The organism is Bradyrhizobium sp. 153, assembly GCF_023073835.1.
GTDB lineage: Bacteria > Pseudomonadota > Alphaproteobacteria > Rhizobiales > Xanthobacteraceae > Bradyrhizobium.
The window spans coordinates 1-13,952 of the sequence record NZ_JADPKH010000119.1 but is presented as its reverse complement, the minus strand read 5'-3'; the positions used below and the strand labels follow the sequence as shown (position 1 = coordinate 13,952).

Sequence of the window (13,952 nt, the reverse complement as noted above, 5' to 3'; positions counted from 1 at the left end):
TGTGTTTCTGACCGAAACAGCGAGGCGGAGAGATGCAGCTCTGCAACAGATCCCAGCCAAAACGCGATGTTCCAGAATTATCTCGTAGTATCAGCCTCTTACATCTGCCAATGAAGGCGCAGGGAAGACCTGATTTGGTGGAAGTGGCGCCAATTTGGCCGCATTTGCCAGTGCTTGTGCCTTCTCTGAGCCCGCTACTCCCGCGGCAACTTGCCATCAGAAGAATCCGCGCCGGACATCCGCCCTGTGCAGCCCGTGATCGGTGCGATTCTGCCGTCAGAATGAAGGAATACAATGCGTAAGCTTCTCGTCGCTCTCACCCTGCTGTCGGCCTCTCTTTCGACGGCGGCGTTCGCCCAGCAAGGGCGTGGCACGGACGCTGAGCAGAAGGCCTGCACACGCGACGTGCAGAAGTTCTGCCGTCCGGTCATCGACCAGGGCGATTTCACCGTCCTGGCCTGCCTCAAGGAGAACCGGGCCAAGATCTCGCAGGCCTGCGACCAGGTCCTGAAGAACCACAACCAGTAAGCTCGGCCGCTGGCCGACAAGGGCGGCCTGGGCCGCCTTTGTCGGCGCGATCCGCAAGGGGCAGCCATCGAGAGACAGGATTGGTTTTGCGGCCGTATTCCCCTATATGGGGGCCGCCGGCATGAGCCCGCGCGAGCGAAAAAGCCCTTCCTGTCCAACCGATTGTAAACCAGCCCTCGATGACCTCTGCGAGCGAATTGCGATCCGGCAAGAGTGACCGCGACGAGAATTTTCCCGTCGCGTCCTGGATCATTCATCCGCGTCATCGCGCGCTGATTCTGGCGTATTACAATTTCGTCCGCACCGCCGACGACATCGCCGACCATTCGACGCTGCCGCCCGACGAAAAGCTCGCTTATCTCGACCTGCTCGAGGCGGAACTGCTCGGCAGGGGCGACACCCAGGCCGAATCGGTCACCCTGCGCCGTGCACTGGCCGAGCGCGGCATGGCGCCGCGCCATGCGCTCGACGTGCTCATCGCCTTCCGCATGGACGTCACCAAGCTGCGCTACGAGAATTGGGACGAGGTCATCCACTATTGCCGCTATTCGGCGATGCCGGTCGGCCGCTTCATGCTCGACGTTCATGGTGAGAGCACCTCGACCTGGGCTGCCTCGGATGCGCTCTGCGCGGCGCTCCAGATCAACAACCACCTCCAGGATTGCGGCAAGGATTTTCGCGAACTCAACCGCGTCTATCTGCCGCGCGATGCGCTGGCCGCGAGCGGCGCCTCCGTCGAGCAGCTCGGGCTGACGCAGTCGCCGCCGGCGATGCTGGCCTGCCTTCAGGCGCTCGCCGTGCGTAACGAAGCGCTGCTGAACGAGAGCAAGTCGCTCAGCGCGCAGGTGAGGGACTTCCGCCTGGGCGTCGACATTTCGGTGATCCAGGCCTATGCCGACCGCATCGTGCGCCTGCTCAAGGTGCGCGATCCCCTGCGCCAGCGCGTGCATCTGAACAAGCTCGAGCTGCTCGCCTTCAGTCTCGCCGGGATGATTGGCGAAGTCGGCCGTCGCGCGATCGGACGCAGGGCCATTTCCAGACCGGGGACTGCACATGACGCTTGAGGCGACCTCGCCCGGCGCCAATTATGGTTCGACCGCATCCGGCAGCTCTTTCTACGCCGCGATGCGCATCCTGCCGCATGATCAGCGCGAAGCGATGTTCCAGATCTACAGCTTCTGCCGCCAGGTCGACGACATCGCCGATTCTGACGGCCCGCGCGCGGAGCGGCTTGCCGCGCTTCAGCAGTGGCGCAACGACATCGATGCGCTCTATCAGGGCAATCCGCCGCCGCGCCTGAAGGACTACGTCGCCTCGGTGAAGACCTTCGGGCTGAAGCGCGAGGACTTCCTTGCCATCGTCGACGGCATGGAGATGGACGTGCCGCAGGACATCCGCGCGCCCGATATGGCGACCCTCGATCTCTACTGCGATCGTGTCGCCAGCGCCGTGGGGCGCCTGTCGGTGCGGGTGTTCGGCCTGCCTGAAGAAGACGGTATCCTGCTTGCCCATCATCTCGGCCGCGCGCTTCAGCTCACCAACATCCTGCGCGACATCGATGAGGACGCTGGCCTCGGCCGGCTCTATCTGCCGCGCGAGGCGCTGCTGCATGCCGGCATCACCGCCACCGATCCCAACCGCGTCATCGCCGAGCGCGCGCTGCCGAAAGTCTGTCTGCCGCTGGCGCAGCGCGCGAAATCGCATTTCGAGAAGTCGGACGAGATCATGAACCGCAACAAGCGCCGCGCGGTGCGCGCGCCGCGGATCATGTCGAAATACTATCATTCCATTCTGGACCTCCTGATGGCGCGCGGCTTCGACGCGCCGCGCGCGCCGGTGCGTGTGTCGAAGATCACACGCATCCTGATCCTGCTCCGTTACGCTTTCATCTGATGCAAAAGACAGTTCATATCATCGGCGCCGGGATTTCCGGCCTCTCCGCCGCCGTGCGGCTCGCCAATGCCGGCTTCAAGGTCGCCGTGCACGAGGCAACGCACCAGGCCGGCGGCCGCTGCCGGTCCTATTTCGACGGCGCCACCAATCTCACCATCGATAATGGCAATCATCTGCTGCTGTCGGGCAACAGCCATGCGCGTGCCTATGCGCGCGCGATCGGCACCGAGGCCGGCCTTGTCGGCCCCGAGCGCGCGCAGTTTCCCTTCGTCGACATCAAGACCGGGCAACGCTGGCAGATCGATCTCGGCGATGGCCGGCTGCCGACCTGGGTCCTCGACGAGAGCCGCCGGGTGCCCGATACCGGGCTGAGCGATTATCTCAAGCTGGCGCCGCTGATCTGGGCGTCGGAGGAGACACTGGTCGGCAAGTCCATTCCTTGCGAGGGCATCCTCTATCAGCGTCTGGTGCAGCCGTTGCTGCTGGCGGCGCTCAATGTCGATCCGCCCGAGGGCTCGGCCGGGCTCGCCGGCGCGATCGTGCGCGAGACGCTGCTCGCGGGGGGGCAGGCCTGCCGTCCCCTGATCGCGCGCGACGGCCTCAGCGCCGTCCTGATCGAGCCTGCTGTGAAATTCTTGGCTGAGCGCGGCCACACGGTTCAGCTCGGCCATGAGCTGCGTTCGTTTTACACCAATGACGGCAAGGTCGCCGCGCTGAATTTCGGCGGCGAGGACGTGATCGAGCTCAGTGAGGGGGACGTCATCGTAATGGCGGTGCCACCCCGCGCCGCCGCCAGCCTGCTGCCCGGCCTGAAGACGCCCACCGAATTCCGCGCCATCGTGAACGCGCATTTCCGCTTCGAACCGCCGCCGGGCTCTGCGCCGATCCTCGGCGTGATCGGCGGCGTTGTGGAGTGGCTGTTCGCGTTCCCGAACCGACTTTCCGTCACCATCAGCAATGGCGACCGCCTGGTCGACATGCCGCGCGAGGAACTCGCGCAGGCGATCTGGAACGACGTCTGCAAGGCCGGCGGCGTGTCCGGTGAGTTGCCTCCGTGGCAGATCGTGCGTGAGCGCCGCGCCACGTTTGCCGCGACGCCAGCGCAGAATGCCCTGCGTCCGGCGCCGGTCACTGCGCTGAAAAACCTGTTCCTTGCTGGGGATTGGACTGCTACGGGATTGCCGGCAACCATCGAGGGATCGGTCCGGTCGGGCGATCGCGCCGCCGATCTGATTCTCGCCGCACAGCGGCCCTGACGGGCAAATGTCCCGGTCAATTTCAATCGACAATCGGAGCAATCGAGCGACATGGATTCCGTGAACGCGACCAGCCGCGAAGCCTTGGATCCAAGCATCTTGGAATCGAGCATTGCATCGGCGACGCAAGGCGTCCTCGGCTTCCAGCAAGCGGACGGCCATTGGGTGTTCGAGCTCGAGGCCGACTGCACGATTCCGGCCGAGTATATCCTGCTGCGCCATTATCTCGCCGAGCCCGTCGACACTTTGCTCGAAGCCAAGATCGGCAACTATCTGCGTCGCGTCCAGGGTGCCCATGGCGGCTGGCCGCTGGTGCATGACGGTGAGTTCGACATGAGCGCCAGCGTGAAAGCCTATTTCGCGCTGAAGATGATCGGCGATTCCATCGATGCCCCGCACATGGTGCGTGCGCGCGAGGCCATTCATGCCCGCGGCGGAGCGATTCACAGCAACGTCTTCACGCGCTTCCTGCTCGCGACATTCGGCGTCGTGACCTGGCGCGCGGTGCCGGTGCTGCCGATCGAGATCGTGCTGCTGCCGTTCTGGTCGCCGTTCCACCTCAACAAGATCTCCTATTGGGCGCGCACAACGATGGTGCCGCTGATGGTGATCGCCGCGCTGAAGCCGCGTGCGAAGAATCCGAAGGGCGTCGGCATCGACGAGCTGTTCCTGCAGGATCCGCGTTCGATCGGCATGACCGCGAAGGCGCCGCACCAGAGCATGGCCTGGTTCCTGCTCTTCCGCTCGCTCGATGCGATCCTGCGCGTGATCGAGCCGATGTTTCCCAAGAGCCTGCGCAAGCGCGCGATTGATGCGGCGCTCGCCTTCACAGAGGAGCGGCTCAACGGCGAGGATGGCATGGGCGCGATCTATCCGCCCATGGCTAATATCGTCATGATGTATGACGCGCTCGGAAAGGACGAGAATTATCCGCCACGCGCGACGACGCGGCGGGGCATCGACAAGCTGCTCGTTATCAAAGACGACGAAGCCTATTGCCAGCCCTGCGTCTCGCCGGTGTGGGACACGACGTTGACGGCCCATGCGCTGCTGGAAGCTGGCAACGCGCCAGCCGTGCCGGCCGCCAAGCGTGGCCTCGATTGGTTGATCCCGAAGCAGGAGCTCGAAGTGAAGGGCGATTGGGCGGTGAAGCGGCCCAACGTGCGTCCGGGCGGCTGGGCCTTCCAGTACAACAATGCCCATTATCCCGATCTCGACGACACCGCCGTCGTGGTGATGTCGATGGACCGGATGCGCCGGGAGCACGGCGCGACCGGCTATGACGCCGCGATCGCCCGCGGCCGGGAGTGGATCGAGGGCATGCAAAGCGACGACGGCGGCTGGGCTGCCTTCGACGTCAACAATCTCGAATATTACCTGAACAATATCCCGTTCTCCGACCACGGCGCGCTGCTCGACCCGCCAACCGAGGACGTCACCGCGCGCTGCATCTCGATGCTGGCCCAGCTCGGCGAGACCGCGAAGACCAGCAAGCAGGTGGCCGACGGGGTCGCTTACTTGCGGAAAACCCAGCATCCGGAAGGGTCCTGGTACGGCCGCTGGGGCATGAACTTCATCTACGGAACCTGGTCCGTGCTCTGTGCCCTCAACATGGCCGGCGTCGACCACAAGGACCCCACGATTCGCAAAGCCGTGGCCTGGCTGGCCTCGATCCAGAACGAGGACGGCGGCTGGGGCGAGGATGCCGTCAGCTATCGCCTGGACTACAAGGGCTGGGAGGCTGCGCCCTCGACCGCCTCGCAAACGGCATGGGCCTTGCTTGCCCTCATGGCGGCAGGCGAGGTTGATCACCCAGCCGTCGCCCGCGGGGTGGAGTACCTGATTGCAACACAAAACAAAAAAGGACTGTGGGACGAGCAGCGGTACACCGCCACAGGCTTCCCCCGCGTGTTCTATCTACGATATCATGGTTACCCAAAGTTCTTCCCGCTGTGGGCACTGGCGCGGTACCGGAACTTGCGGAACACCAACAGCAGGGTGGTAGGGGTCGGAATGTGACTTTGGGGACGGGGGACTATCTTACCGCGGGTAATACGATCGACCCGCGGCCGATACTGATCGTGACCGGTTTGGTTCAGGAGGCCCGCATTGCAGCCGGGCCCGGAATGGCGGTCATCTGTTCATCCAGCAGCCCGACCCAGTTGCGGGCCCTGCTGACGGTGGTGGATCCCGAAACGATTCGCGGTGTGATCTCGTTTGGTGTGGCTGGCGGGCTCGACCCGACCTTGCGCTCCGGTGACGTCGTGCTGGCGACCGAAGTGCTGTCCGGCGACACCCGCTGGGCCGCCGGCCTGTCGCTCGGCGACGACCTCATCGATCGCCTGACCTCGGGACGCCGCCGTGTCGTGCGCGGTAGCCTCGCCGGTGCCGAGGAAGTGGTCACCGGGCGGTCCTGCAAGGCGGCGCTGCATTCCGAGACGGGAGCAGCGGCCGTCGACATGGAGAGCCACATCGCGGCTGCCTACGCCGCCGAGGCCGGGCTGCCCTTTGCCGCGGTCCGCGTCATCAGCGACCCCGCCCATCGCGCGCTGCCGGCGCTCGCCCGCGCCGCCATTAAGCCGAACGGCCAGATCGACCTTCCGGCCGTGCTGCGCGGCATCGTGCGCAATCCGGCGACGCTGCATGCGCTGGTCTCGACCGGCCTCGACTTCAACCGCGCGCTGCGATCCTTGCGCGGCTGCCGCGACTTTCTGATCGGCACCGAGGTCGCCGGCAGCGAGACCCTGGTCTCAGAGGCGGCCTGAGCGGCTTCTTCGAGCTGACGAAAAGAAAGGCCCGGTCGCATTGGCGACCGGGCCCTTCTCTTAACTGCTTGGCCTGCCTCAAGCCGCCGTCGAAGCCTTCGTCGCCTTCTCCTGCGCTGCGAGAGCTTCGTCGCGGCGAATCTCCGAGAGCTTCTTCTGGACCTGCTCGGAGAAGATGTACTGAGCCGGGCGCTGCTTGGACATGTCGATCTCCGGCGCCATCGGGCCAGTGGTCCTGATGCCGCGCAGCGACACCCACATCGCCTTCAGCGGATTGTTGAGGGCTGCGGTCGCCGCGGTCGGCTCGTAGCCGCAATGGGCCATACAGTCGGCGCACTTCTCGTATTTGCCGGTGCCGTAGCTGTCCCAATCGGTGGTCTCCATCAGCTCCTTGAAGGTCTTCGCATAGCCTTCGCCGAGCAGGTAGCAGGGCTTCTGCCAGCCGAAGATGTTGCGCGCGGGCATGCCCCACGGCGTGCACTCGTATTCCTGGTTGCCGGCGAGGAAGTCCAGGAACAGGCCGGAATGCATGAAATTCCACTTCTTGCCCTTGCCCATGGCGAAGACGTCGCGGAACAGCTTCTTGGTCTTGGTGCGGTTGAGGAAGTGCTCCTGGTCCGGCGCGCGCTCATAGGCGTAGCCCGGGGACATCGAGACGCCGACGCCGAGCTCGACGGTGAAGTCGAGGAATTTCGCGATCTCCTCGGCCGGATGGCCGTCGAAGATGGTGGCGTTGACGTTGACGGTGAAGCCGCGCGCCTTGGCCGCCTTGATTGCGGAGACGGCGCGGTCGAACACGCCCTTCTGCGACACCGCCTTGTCGTGGTGATCGCGCAGGCCGTCGAGATGCACGGAGAAGAACAAATACGGGGAGGGCTCGAACAGATCCAGCTTCTTCTCAAGCAGCAGCGCGTTGGTGCAGAGCGAGACGAACTTCTTGCGCGCGACGAGGCCGCGCACGATCTCGCCGATCTCCTTGTGGATCAGCGGCTCGCCGCCGGGAATCGCGACCATTGGCGCGCCGCATTCGTCGGCGGCGTCCCAGCACTCCTGGGCCGTCATGCGGCGGTTGAGGATCGCGTCGGGATAATCGATCTTGCCGCAGCCGACGCAGGCGAGGTTGCAGCGAAATAGCGGCTCCAGCATGAGCACAAGCGGATAGCGTTTGCGGCCAAGCAGTTTCTGCTTGAGCAAATAGCCGCCGATACGCATTTCCTTGAAGAACGGGATGGCCATTACAAGTTTCTTTCTGGGCTTTGAATTCGGGTGGGTCAGCTCGCAGCCAGTTGGGCCGGAAGCCTGAATTCGATGTTTTCCTCGCGACCCGGCAACACCGAGACCTTCACGGGTCCGATCCGCCGCATCGCTTCGATCACGTCATCCACGAGTACCTCGGGCGCCGATGCGCCGGCCGTGACGCCAACAGTCCTGGCATCCTTCAACCACTCCGGATTGAGCTCGCTGCCGTCGGAAATCAAATAACTCGCGACGCCGGCTTCAGTGCCGATTTCGCGGAGCCGGTTCGAGTTCGAACTGTTGGCAGCGCCAACCACCAAGATCACGTCGACCAGCTTGCTCAAATCCCTTACCGCAGTTTGGCGGTTCTGTGTCGCATAGCAGATATCCCGGATATCCGGACCTTGAATATCTGTAAAGCGGGCCTGAAGGGCCGCGATGATGTCCTTGGTGTCGTCGACCGACAGGGTGGTCTGGGTGATGTAGGCCACTGGCGTATCCGCCGGCAGCGTCAGCGCCTTAACCTCTTCAACGCTTTGAACCAGCAGCACGGGAGCGGGAACCTGGCCCATCGTGCCCTCGACCTCGGGGTGGCCGGCATGGCCGATCAGGATCAGCGTGCGTCCCTTGGTGATGTAGCGCTTCCCCTGATTGTGAACTTTCGTGACCAGGGGGCAGGTGGCGTTCAGCACCGGAAGGTCCCGCGCGGCGGCCTCTTCCTCGACGCTGCGGGCGACGCCATGGGCGCTGAAGACGGTCACCGCTTTCGGCGGCACCTCGGACAATTCCTCGACGAAGATCGCCCCCTTGTTCTTCAGGCTCTCGACCACGTATTTGTTGTGCACGATCTCATGGCGCACGTAGACGGGCGGGCCGTACTTTTCCAAGGCCCGCTCCACGATCTCGATCGCACGCACCACGCCCGCGCAGAAGCCGCGCGGCTGCGCCAGATAAACTTCCATTGGACGTCCATCACGCAAGTTGCACCAATCCACTTCAAAGTTCCCGACAGCACCCGATAGTGACCAACGAGCTGCAATAACCGCACCATCGGTCTTGCGCACGCGGTAGCCGCCACTCCCCGTTTGGGGCTCCGGCGCATGGAGGCGCAATACTTTGTGTCAAAAAATCGGCAGCAAGGGAAGGCTGAATGAACCTAGGGTTCCCGACAAAATCCCATTCTATGGTATTATAGTAGAGTGATTCACGGTGAGCGAGATGCGGCACGGTGCTCACTCTTTCGTCACTTTCCCGCCTCAACTCCCCGGTTATACCGACCGCCCCGCATCATTTTTGCCACGCTCCTCCGCCGTTTACCTCGAACCTTCGCCCGGCGAGAGCCACTCAAAACAGCAATAGGTTTCGCCCGGGAACTCCGATAAACAGCGGGCGTTTCCGGCAAGCTGTTAACCGCAGAAAGAAAAGAAGTGCTGCAAAGCGTAGTCGTTGCCATTGTCAGGGCCTGCACCCGGTTTGCCTCCCTCGTCGTCGTTCTCGGGCTCCTGCTGTCGGTGGGAGCGGGCTATTACGCTGCGCGCCACTTCGCCATCAACACCGACATCAATTCGCTGATTGCCCAGAATCTCGACTGGCGCCAGCGCGACCAGCAGTTCGACCGCGCCTTCGACCGCGACGCGACTATCACGGCGGTCGTCGAGGCCAAGACGCCCGAAATGGCGAGCGCCGCGGCGGACGCGCTCTTTGCCAAGCTGAAAGACGACAAGACCAACTTCCAGTCGATGCAGCAGCTCGGCAGCGGCGAGTTCTTCGAGAAGAACGGCCTGTTGTTCCTGCCGACCGAGGAGGTCGGCAAGATTACCGGTCAGTTCGAATCCGCAGCGCCCCTGATCGAGATCATGGCGGGCGACCCCTCGATCCGCGGCCTGACCGGCGCGCTCGAGACCGGACTTGCCGGCGTCAAGCGCGGCCAGGTCAAGCTCGACAGCACGGAACGGCCCTTCAACCTGATCGCGCAGACGGTCGAGACCGTGCTCAACAAGGGCAATGCCAGCTTCTCCTGGCGCGAGCTCGTCAGCGACGAGCCGCTGAAGGATTCGGACAAGCGCGCCTTCATCGAGTTCAAGCCGATCCTCGACTACAACGCGCTGGAGCCGGGCAAGGGCGCCACCGATGCAATCCGCAAGGCCGCAGCGGATCTGGATTTCCCCACCAAATACCAGGCGCGGGTGCGGCTGACCGGCCCGGTCCCGATCGCCAACGAGGAATACGCGACCGTCCAGGAAGGCGCCGTCGTCAACGGCATCGGCACGGTCCTCGTCGTGCTGCTCATCCTGTGGCTGGCGCTGCATTCGGCGAAGATCATCTTCGCGGTGTTCGTCAACCTCTTCGTGGGCCTCGCGATCACGACCGCGGCCGGCCTGATGATGGTCGGCTCTCTCAATCTGCTATCGATCGCGTTTGCGGTGCTGTTCGTCGGTCTCGGCGTCGATTTCGGCATCCAGTACAGCGTCCGTTACCGATCCGAGCGCTACAAGCACGACAATCTCTCGGGCGCGCTGGTGCTGGCCGCCAAGCGCTCGGCGGTGCCGCTGTCGCTCGCGGCGATGGCAACGGCCGCGGGCTTCCTCTGCTTCATGCCGACCGACTACAAGGGCATCTCCGAGCTCGGCCAGATCGCCGGCGTCGGTATGCTGGTGGCGTTCATCTCTTCGATCACCGTGCTGCCGGCGCTGTTGAAGCTGTTGAACCCGCCCGGCGAACCGGAGCCGGTCGGTTACGCCTTCCTGGCGCCGCTCGATCACTTCCTCGAAAAGCACCGCGTCCTGATCGTCGGCGGCACGCTGCTGCTGGCGCTCGGCGGCCTGCCGCTGCTCTACTTCATGAAATTCGACTTCAATCCGATGAATCTGCGCAACCCGCACGCCGAATCCATCGCGACCTTCCTCGACTTGCGCAAGGATCCCAACACCGGCGCCAATGCCATCAACGTGATGGCGACGTCGGAGGAGCAGGCAAGGCAGGTCGAAGCCAAGCTGGAGAAGGTGCCTGAGGTGCTGCGGGTGATGTCACTCGACAGCTTCGTGCCGCAGGATCAGCCGCCGAAGCTGAAGCTGCTCGCGCAGGGCGCCAAGGTGCTGAATCCCGCGCTCAATCCCGACCAGATCGATGCGGCTCCCTCCGATCAGGAGAACCTCGAATCGCTGAAATCCTCGGCTGACAATCTGCGCCGGACCGCGGGGGATGCGAAGGGCCCGGGTGCGGCCGCCTCGCGCCGGCTGGCGGACGCGCTCGAGAAGCTCGCCAATTCCGATGAGGCCACGCGCAACAAGGCGCAGGACGTGTTCGTCACGCCGATGAAGATCGTGTTCGACCAGCTCAGGAACGCGATGCAGGCCGAGCCGGTCACCCTGAAATCACTGCCGCCGGATCTCGTCAGCGCCTGGAAGAGCAAGGACGGCATCATCCGCGTCGAGGCATTGCCCAAGGGCGACCCCAATGACAACGACACCCTGCGCAAATTTGCCGCCGCAGTGCTCGCGGCCGAGCCGACCGCGATCGGCGGGCCGGTCTCGATCCTGAAATCCGGCGACACCGTGGTGAAGGCGTTCATCCATGCCGGCATCTATGCGCTGCTGGTGATCGGCTTGCTCTTGTGGGTCACGTTACGCCGGTTCGTCGACGTGCTGATGACGCTGGTGCCGCTCCTGGTTGCCGGCGCGGTGACACTCGAGATCTGCGTGTTGATCGGCCTGCCGCTCAACTTCGCCAACATCGTCGCATTCCCGCTGCTGCTCGGCGTCGGCGTCGCCTTCAAGATCTATTACGTCGTGGCGTGGCGCTCGGGCAGGACGAACCTGCTCCAGACCAGCCTGACACGCGCGATCTTCTTCAGCGCGCTGACAACGGCGACCGCGTTCGGCAGCCTGTGGCTGTCCAGCCATCCCGGCACGTCCAGCATGGGCAAGCTGCTCGCACTCTCCCTGGTGACGACGCTTGCCGCCGTGCTGCTGTTCCAGCCGGCCCTAATGGGCAAACCCCGCAATCTCAGGGAGTAGGCAGATGTCGCCGATCGGGTCGGCGGCGCCCTTCTGACCGGCCTTGGCTGCGCCGACGGCCTTCGGGGCAGCGGGGGCAGGTGCTGTGGCGCCCGTCGTTCCCTGGGCCTTCGGTGCCGCGCCGCTGGACTTCGGCGCGCCCCTGGCCATGGCGTTGGCGGGGCTCAAGGGGATCGGCGGACCAACCCGGGTCCAGGTCTCGCCCCCGCAGAGGAAGCCCATCACGCAGCCCTTGATTTCGAGCTGGTCGGTACCGGCCGGCGTGATGGTTGCACTGTAGAGCTGGCCGTCCTTCGCGTTGTAGACCTGTCCCTCCCACTGATCGACGCCGGGCTTCTTCTTCATGTCGATCAGGGTCGCCATGCCCAGCGTCGGCCTGTTCTTTTTCGACACATCCGGGTTGTTCTCGTCGCGGCCGCCAGGCTGCTTTTCCCAGGACACGGCACCCCACATGCTGCCGTTGCATTGGGCGACACGGATGTTGGCGACGCCGTCGGCGACCCGCCAGTCGCCGGTCGGGTCTGCGGCGAGCGCGGGGGTCGGACAGGTGTAACCGGCAGCCAGTATTATTCCGGTGTAAAGGGCTAAACGCATGATAGTTCCTTGGCAGTGCAACATCGCTTAAAGCTGTGCTTGCGAAGATGGTCCGAAAAAGGGCAAAAGGCCGCACAGAGCGTTTTCGACAGCGGTCCGTTTTCAGTTGACGAGACGGCCCTCAACCGAAGTATGTAGCGGATGCACAGTCCAAATCCAGACATGTCTGAGCTCTTCGCGGACCGTCAGGCCCAGCGTAGCGCCCTGCATAATCGGTATCTGAACGAGCAGTTCGTTCGGGTTCTGAAGACCATCGGATACGATGTCGGGTTCCAGAAAGGGCAGGGGCAGTACCTCTATGATCGCGATGGCGCGCGCTATCTTGACCTCTTGTCAGGGTTCGGCGTGTTTGCGATCGGGCGCAATCATCCCGTCATGCGTGAGGCGCTCAAGAGCGTGCTCGACGCGGACCTGCCCAATCTCGTCCAGTTCGATGTCTCGGTGCTCGCCGGCGTGCTTGCCGAGCGGCTTTTGAAGTACGTCCCTTATCTCGACAAGGCGTTCTTCGCCAATTCCGGCGCAGAATGCGTCGAAGCAGCGATCAAGTTCGCGCGCGGCGCGACCGGCCGGCCCGGCATCGTCTATTGCGCCCACGGCTATCACGGCCTGACCTATGGCGCGCTGTCGCTCACGGGTGATTCGAACTTCCGCACCGGATTCGAGCCGCTGCTGCCGGGCTGCACCCCGATCCCGTTCAACGATCTGGCCGCGCTCGAAAAGGCCCTGGCCTCGCGCGAGGTCGCAGCCTTCGTCGTCGAGCCGATCCAGGGCAAGGGCGTCAACATGCCCACCGACGAGTTCCTGCCCGGCGCGGCCGCGCTCTGCAAGAAATACGGCACGTTGTTCGTCGCCGACGAGATCCAGACCGGCATGGGCCGCACCGGCCGCTTCCTTGCGGTCGAGCACTGGAACGTCGAGCCCGACATGGTGCTGCTGTCGAAGTCGCTGTCGGGCGGCCACGTGCCGGTCGGCGCGGTGCTGACGCGCAAGAGCATCTTCGACAAGATCTTCAACCAGATGGATCGTGCGGTGGTGCACGGCTCCACCTTCTCCAAGAACGACCTCGCCATGGCTGCGGGCATCGCCACGCTCGACGTCATGGAGTCCGACAAGCTGATCGAGTCCGCCGCCAAGCGCGGCGCCGAACTGCGCCTCGCGCTGACGCGCATGGTGCCCGGCTACGAGCTGATGAAAGAAGTCCGCGGCAAGGGGCTGATCATCGGCGTCGAGTTCGGCCCGCCGAAGTCGCTGCGCCTTCGCGCTTCCTGGAACGTACTGGAGACCGCCAACAAGGGCCTGTTCTGCCAGCTCATCACGGTGCCGCTGTTCAAGGATCACAAGATTCTGACCCAGGTCGCCGGCCACGGCAGCCACACCATCAAGCTGCTGCCGCCGCTCACCATCACCGAGGAAGACTGCACCTGGATCGAGCGCGCCTTCGACGACGTCATCGCCGGCAGCCACAAGGTCCCCGGCGCGATCTGGTCGCTCGGCAAGACCTTGGTCGACAACGCGGTGCGACGGTCGGCGTAGTTTCGCCGATCGGTCTCAACGCGCGTCATTGCTGTCGATGTTCAATAATTCGCTGATTGGATCGCGGTGGTCTTGGTAGCGGCGAAGGCCTTGGGAGTTTGTCCTGCCAAGGCCTGATGGGGTCTGTGGTT

Annotated in this window: 11 protein-coding genes; 8 read left to right on the top strand and 3 right to left on the bottom strand. The window is 63.9% G+C overall.

Features of this window, described 5'->3' with window-relative positions:
* Positions 1–294: 294 nt before the first annotated feature.
* The 6 genes from IVA91_RS27460 to IVA91_RS27435 all read left to right on the top strand — a co-directional run bounded on the left by IVA91_RS27460 (position 295) and on the right by IVA91_RS27435 (position 6,442).
* Positions 295–528, top strand: coding sequence for a hypothetical protein (locus IVA91_RS27460; protein ID WP_166817451.1), 234 nt, complete (start codon positions 295–297; stop codon positions 526–528).
* A 179-nt stretch (positions 529–707) separates the two neighbouring features.
* On the top strand, positions 708–1,592 hold the full coding sequence (gene hpnC, locus IVA91_RS27455; RefSeq protein WP_247278904.1) for a squalene synthase HpnC: 885 nt from the start codon (positions 708–710) through the stop codon (positions 1,590–1,592).
* Positions 1,582–2,421: a presqualene diphosphate synthase HpnD gene (gene hpnD, locus IVA91_RS27450; protein WP_247278903.1), complete on the top strand. Its 840-nt coding sequence runs from the start codon at positions 1,582–1,584 to the stop codon at positions 2,419–2,421. Before hpnC ends, hpnD begins: the two co-directional genes overlap by 11 nt.
* On the top strand, positions 2,421–3,677 hold the full coding sequence (gene hpnE / locus IVA91_RS27445; RefSeq protein WP_247278902.1) for a hydroxysqualene dehydroxylase HpnE: 1,257 nt from the start codon (positions 2,421–2,423) through the stop codon (positions 3,675–3,677). Before hpnD ends, hpnE begins: the two co-directional genes overlap by 1 nt.
* Before the next feature lie 51 nt (positions 3,678–3,728).
* Positions 3,729–5,696, top strand: coding sequence for a squalene--hopene cyclase (gene shc, locus IVA91_RS27440; protein WP_247278901.1), 1,968 nt, complete (start codon positions 3,729–3,731; stop codon positions 5,694–5,696).
* Positions 5,693–6,442 (top strand): phosphorylase, encoded by a 750-nt coding sequence (locus IVA91_RS27435; protein WP_247278900.1) that lies wholly within the window; start codon positions 5,693–5,695, stop codon positions 6,440–6,442. Before shc ends, IVA91_RS27435 begins: the two co-directional genes overlap by 4 nt.
* A 78-nt stretch (positions 6,443–6,520) precedes the next feature.
* On the opposite strand, the gene hpnH is transcribed toward IVA91_RS27435, so the two are convergent.
* Both hpnH and ispH read right to left on the bottom strand, forming a co-directional pair.
* A complete protein-coding gene (gene hpnH / locus IVA91_RS27430) occupies positions 6,521–7,678 on the bottom strand; it encodes an adenosyl-hopene transferase HpnH (protein ID WP_247278899.1) in 1,158 nt (385 codons plus the stop codon).
* A 35-nt stretch (positions 7,679–7,713) separates the two neighbouring features.
* Positions 7,714–8,640 carry a 4-hydroxy-3-methylbut-2-enyl diphosphate reductase gene (ispH, locus tag IVA91_RS27425; protein WP_247278933.1) on the bottom strand — a complete coding sequence of 309 codons (927 nt, stop codon included), beginning with the start codon at positions 8,638–8,640 and terminating at the stop codon, positions 7,714–7,716.
* A gap of 465 nt (positions 8,641–9,105) precedes the next feature.
* Here ispH and IVA91_RS27420 point away from each other — a divergent pair, with 465 nt between their 5' ends.
* Entirely contained in the window at positions 9,106–11,694 is a 2,589-nt protein-coding gene (locus IVA91_RS27420) for an MMPL family transporter (protein WP_247448576.1), read from the top strand.
* Here IVA91_RS27420 and IVA91_RS27415 read toward each other — a convergent pair.
* Positions 11,662–12,288, bottom strand: coding sequence for a DUF2147 domain-containing protein (locus tag IVA91_RS27415; protein WP_247278897.1), 627 nt, complete (start codon positions 12,286–12,288; stop codon positions 11,662–11,664). The genes IVA91_RS27420 and IVA91_RS27415 overlap by 33 nt on opposite strands.
* 141 nt (positions 12,289–12,429) lie before the next feature.
* On the opposite strand from IVA91_RS27415, the gene hpnO reads away from it, so the two are divergent.
* Positions 12,430–13,821, top strand: a complete 1,392-nt coding sequence (hpnO, locus tag IVA91_RS27410) for an aminobacteriohopanetriol synthase HpnO (protein ID WP_247278896.1) — start codon at positions 12,430–12,432, stop codon at positions 13,819–13,821.
* Positions 13,822–13,952: the final 131 nt, after the last annotated feature.

What these genes read in the sequence shown, in the direction of transcription:
- hpnH (WP_247278899.1), bottom strand. Translation starts at nt 7,678, where the DNA reads ATGGCCATCCCGTTCTTCAAGGAAATGCGTATCGGCGGCTATTTGCTC.
- hpnC (WP_247278904.1), top strand. Translation starts at nt 708, where the DNA reads ATGACCTCTGCGAGCGAATTGCGATCCGGCAAGAGTGACCGCGACGAG.
- hpnO (WP_247278896.1), top strand. Translation starts at nt 12,430, where the DNA reads ATGCACAGTCCAAATCCAGACATGTCTGAGCTCTTCGCGGACCGTCAG.
- ispH (WP_247278933.1), bottom strand. Translation starts at nt 8,640, where the DNA reads ATGGAAGTTTATCTGGCGCAGCCGCGCGGCTTCTGCGCGGGCGTGGTG.
- shc (WP_247278901.1), top strand. Translation starts at nt 3,729, where the DNA reads ATGGATTCCGTGAACGCGACCAGCCGCGAAGCCTTGGATCCAAGCATC.
- IVA91_RS27415 (WP_247278897.1), bottom strand. Translation starts at nt 12,288, where the DNA reads ATGCGTTTAGCCCTTTACACCGGAATAATACTGGCTGCCGGTTACACC.
- hpnD (WP_247278903.1), top strand. Translation starts at nt 1,582, where the DNA reads ATGACGCTTGAGGCGACCTCGCCCGGCGCCAATTATGGTTCGACCGCA.
- hpnE (WP_247278902.1), top strand. Translation starts at nt 2,421, where the DNA reads ATGCAAAAGACAGTTCATATCATCGGCGCCGGGATTTCCGGCCTCTCC.
- IVA91_RS27460 (WP_166817451.1), top strand. Translation starts at nt 295, where the DNA reads ATGCGTAAGCTTCTCGTCGCTCTCACCCTGCTGTCGGCCTCTCTTTCG.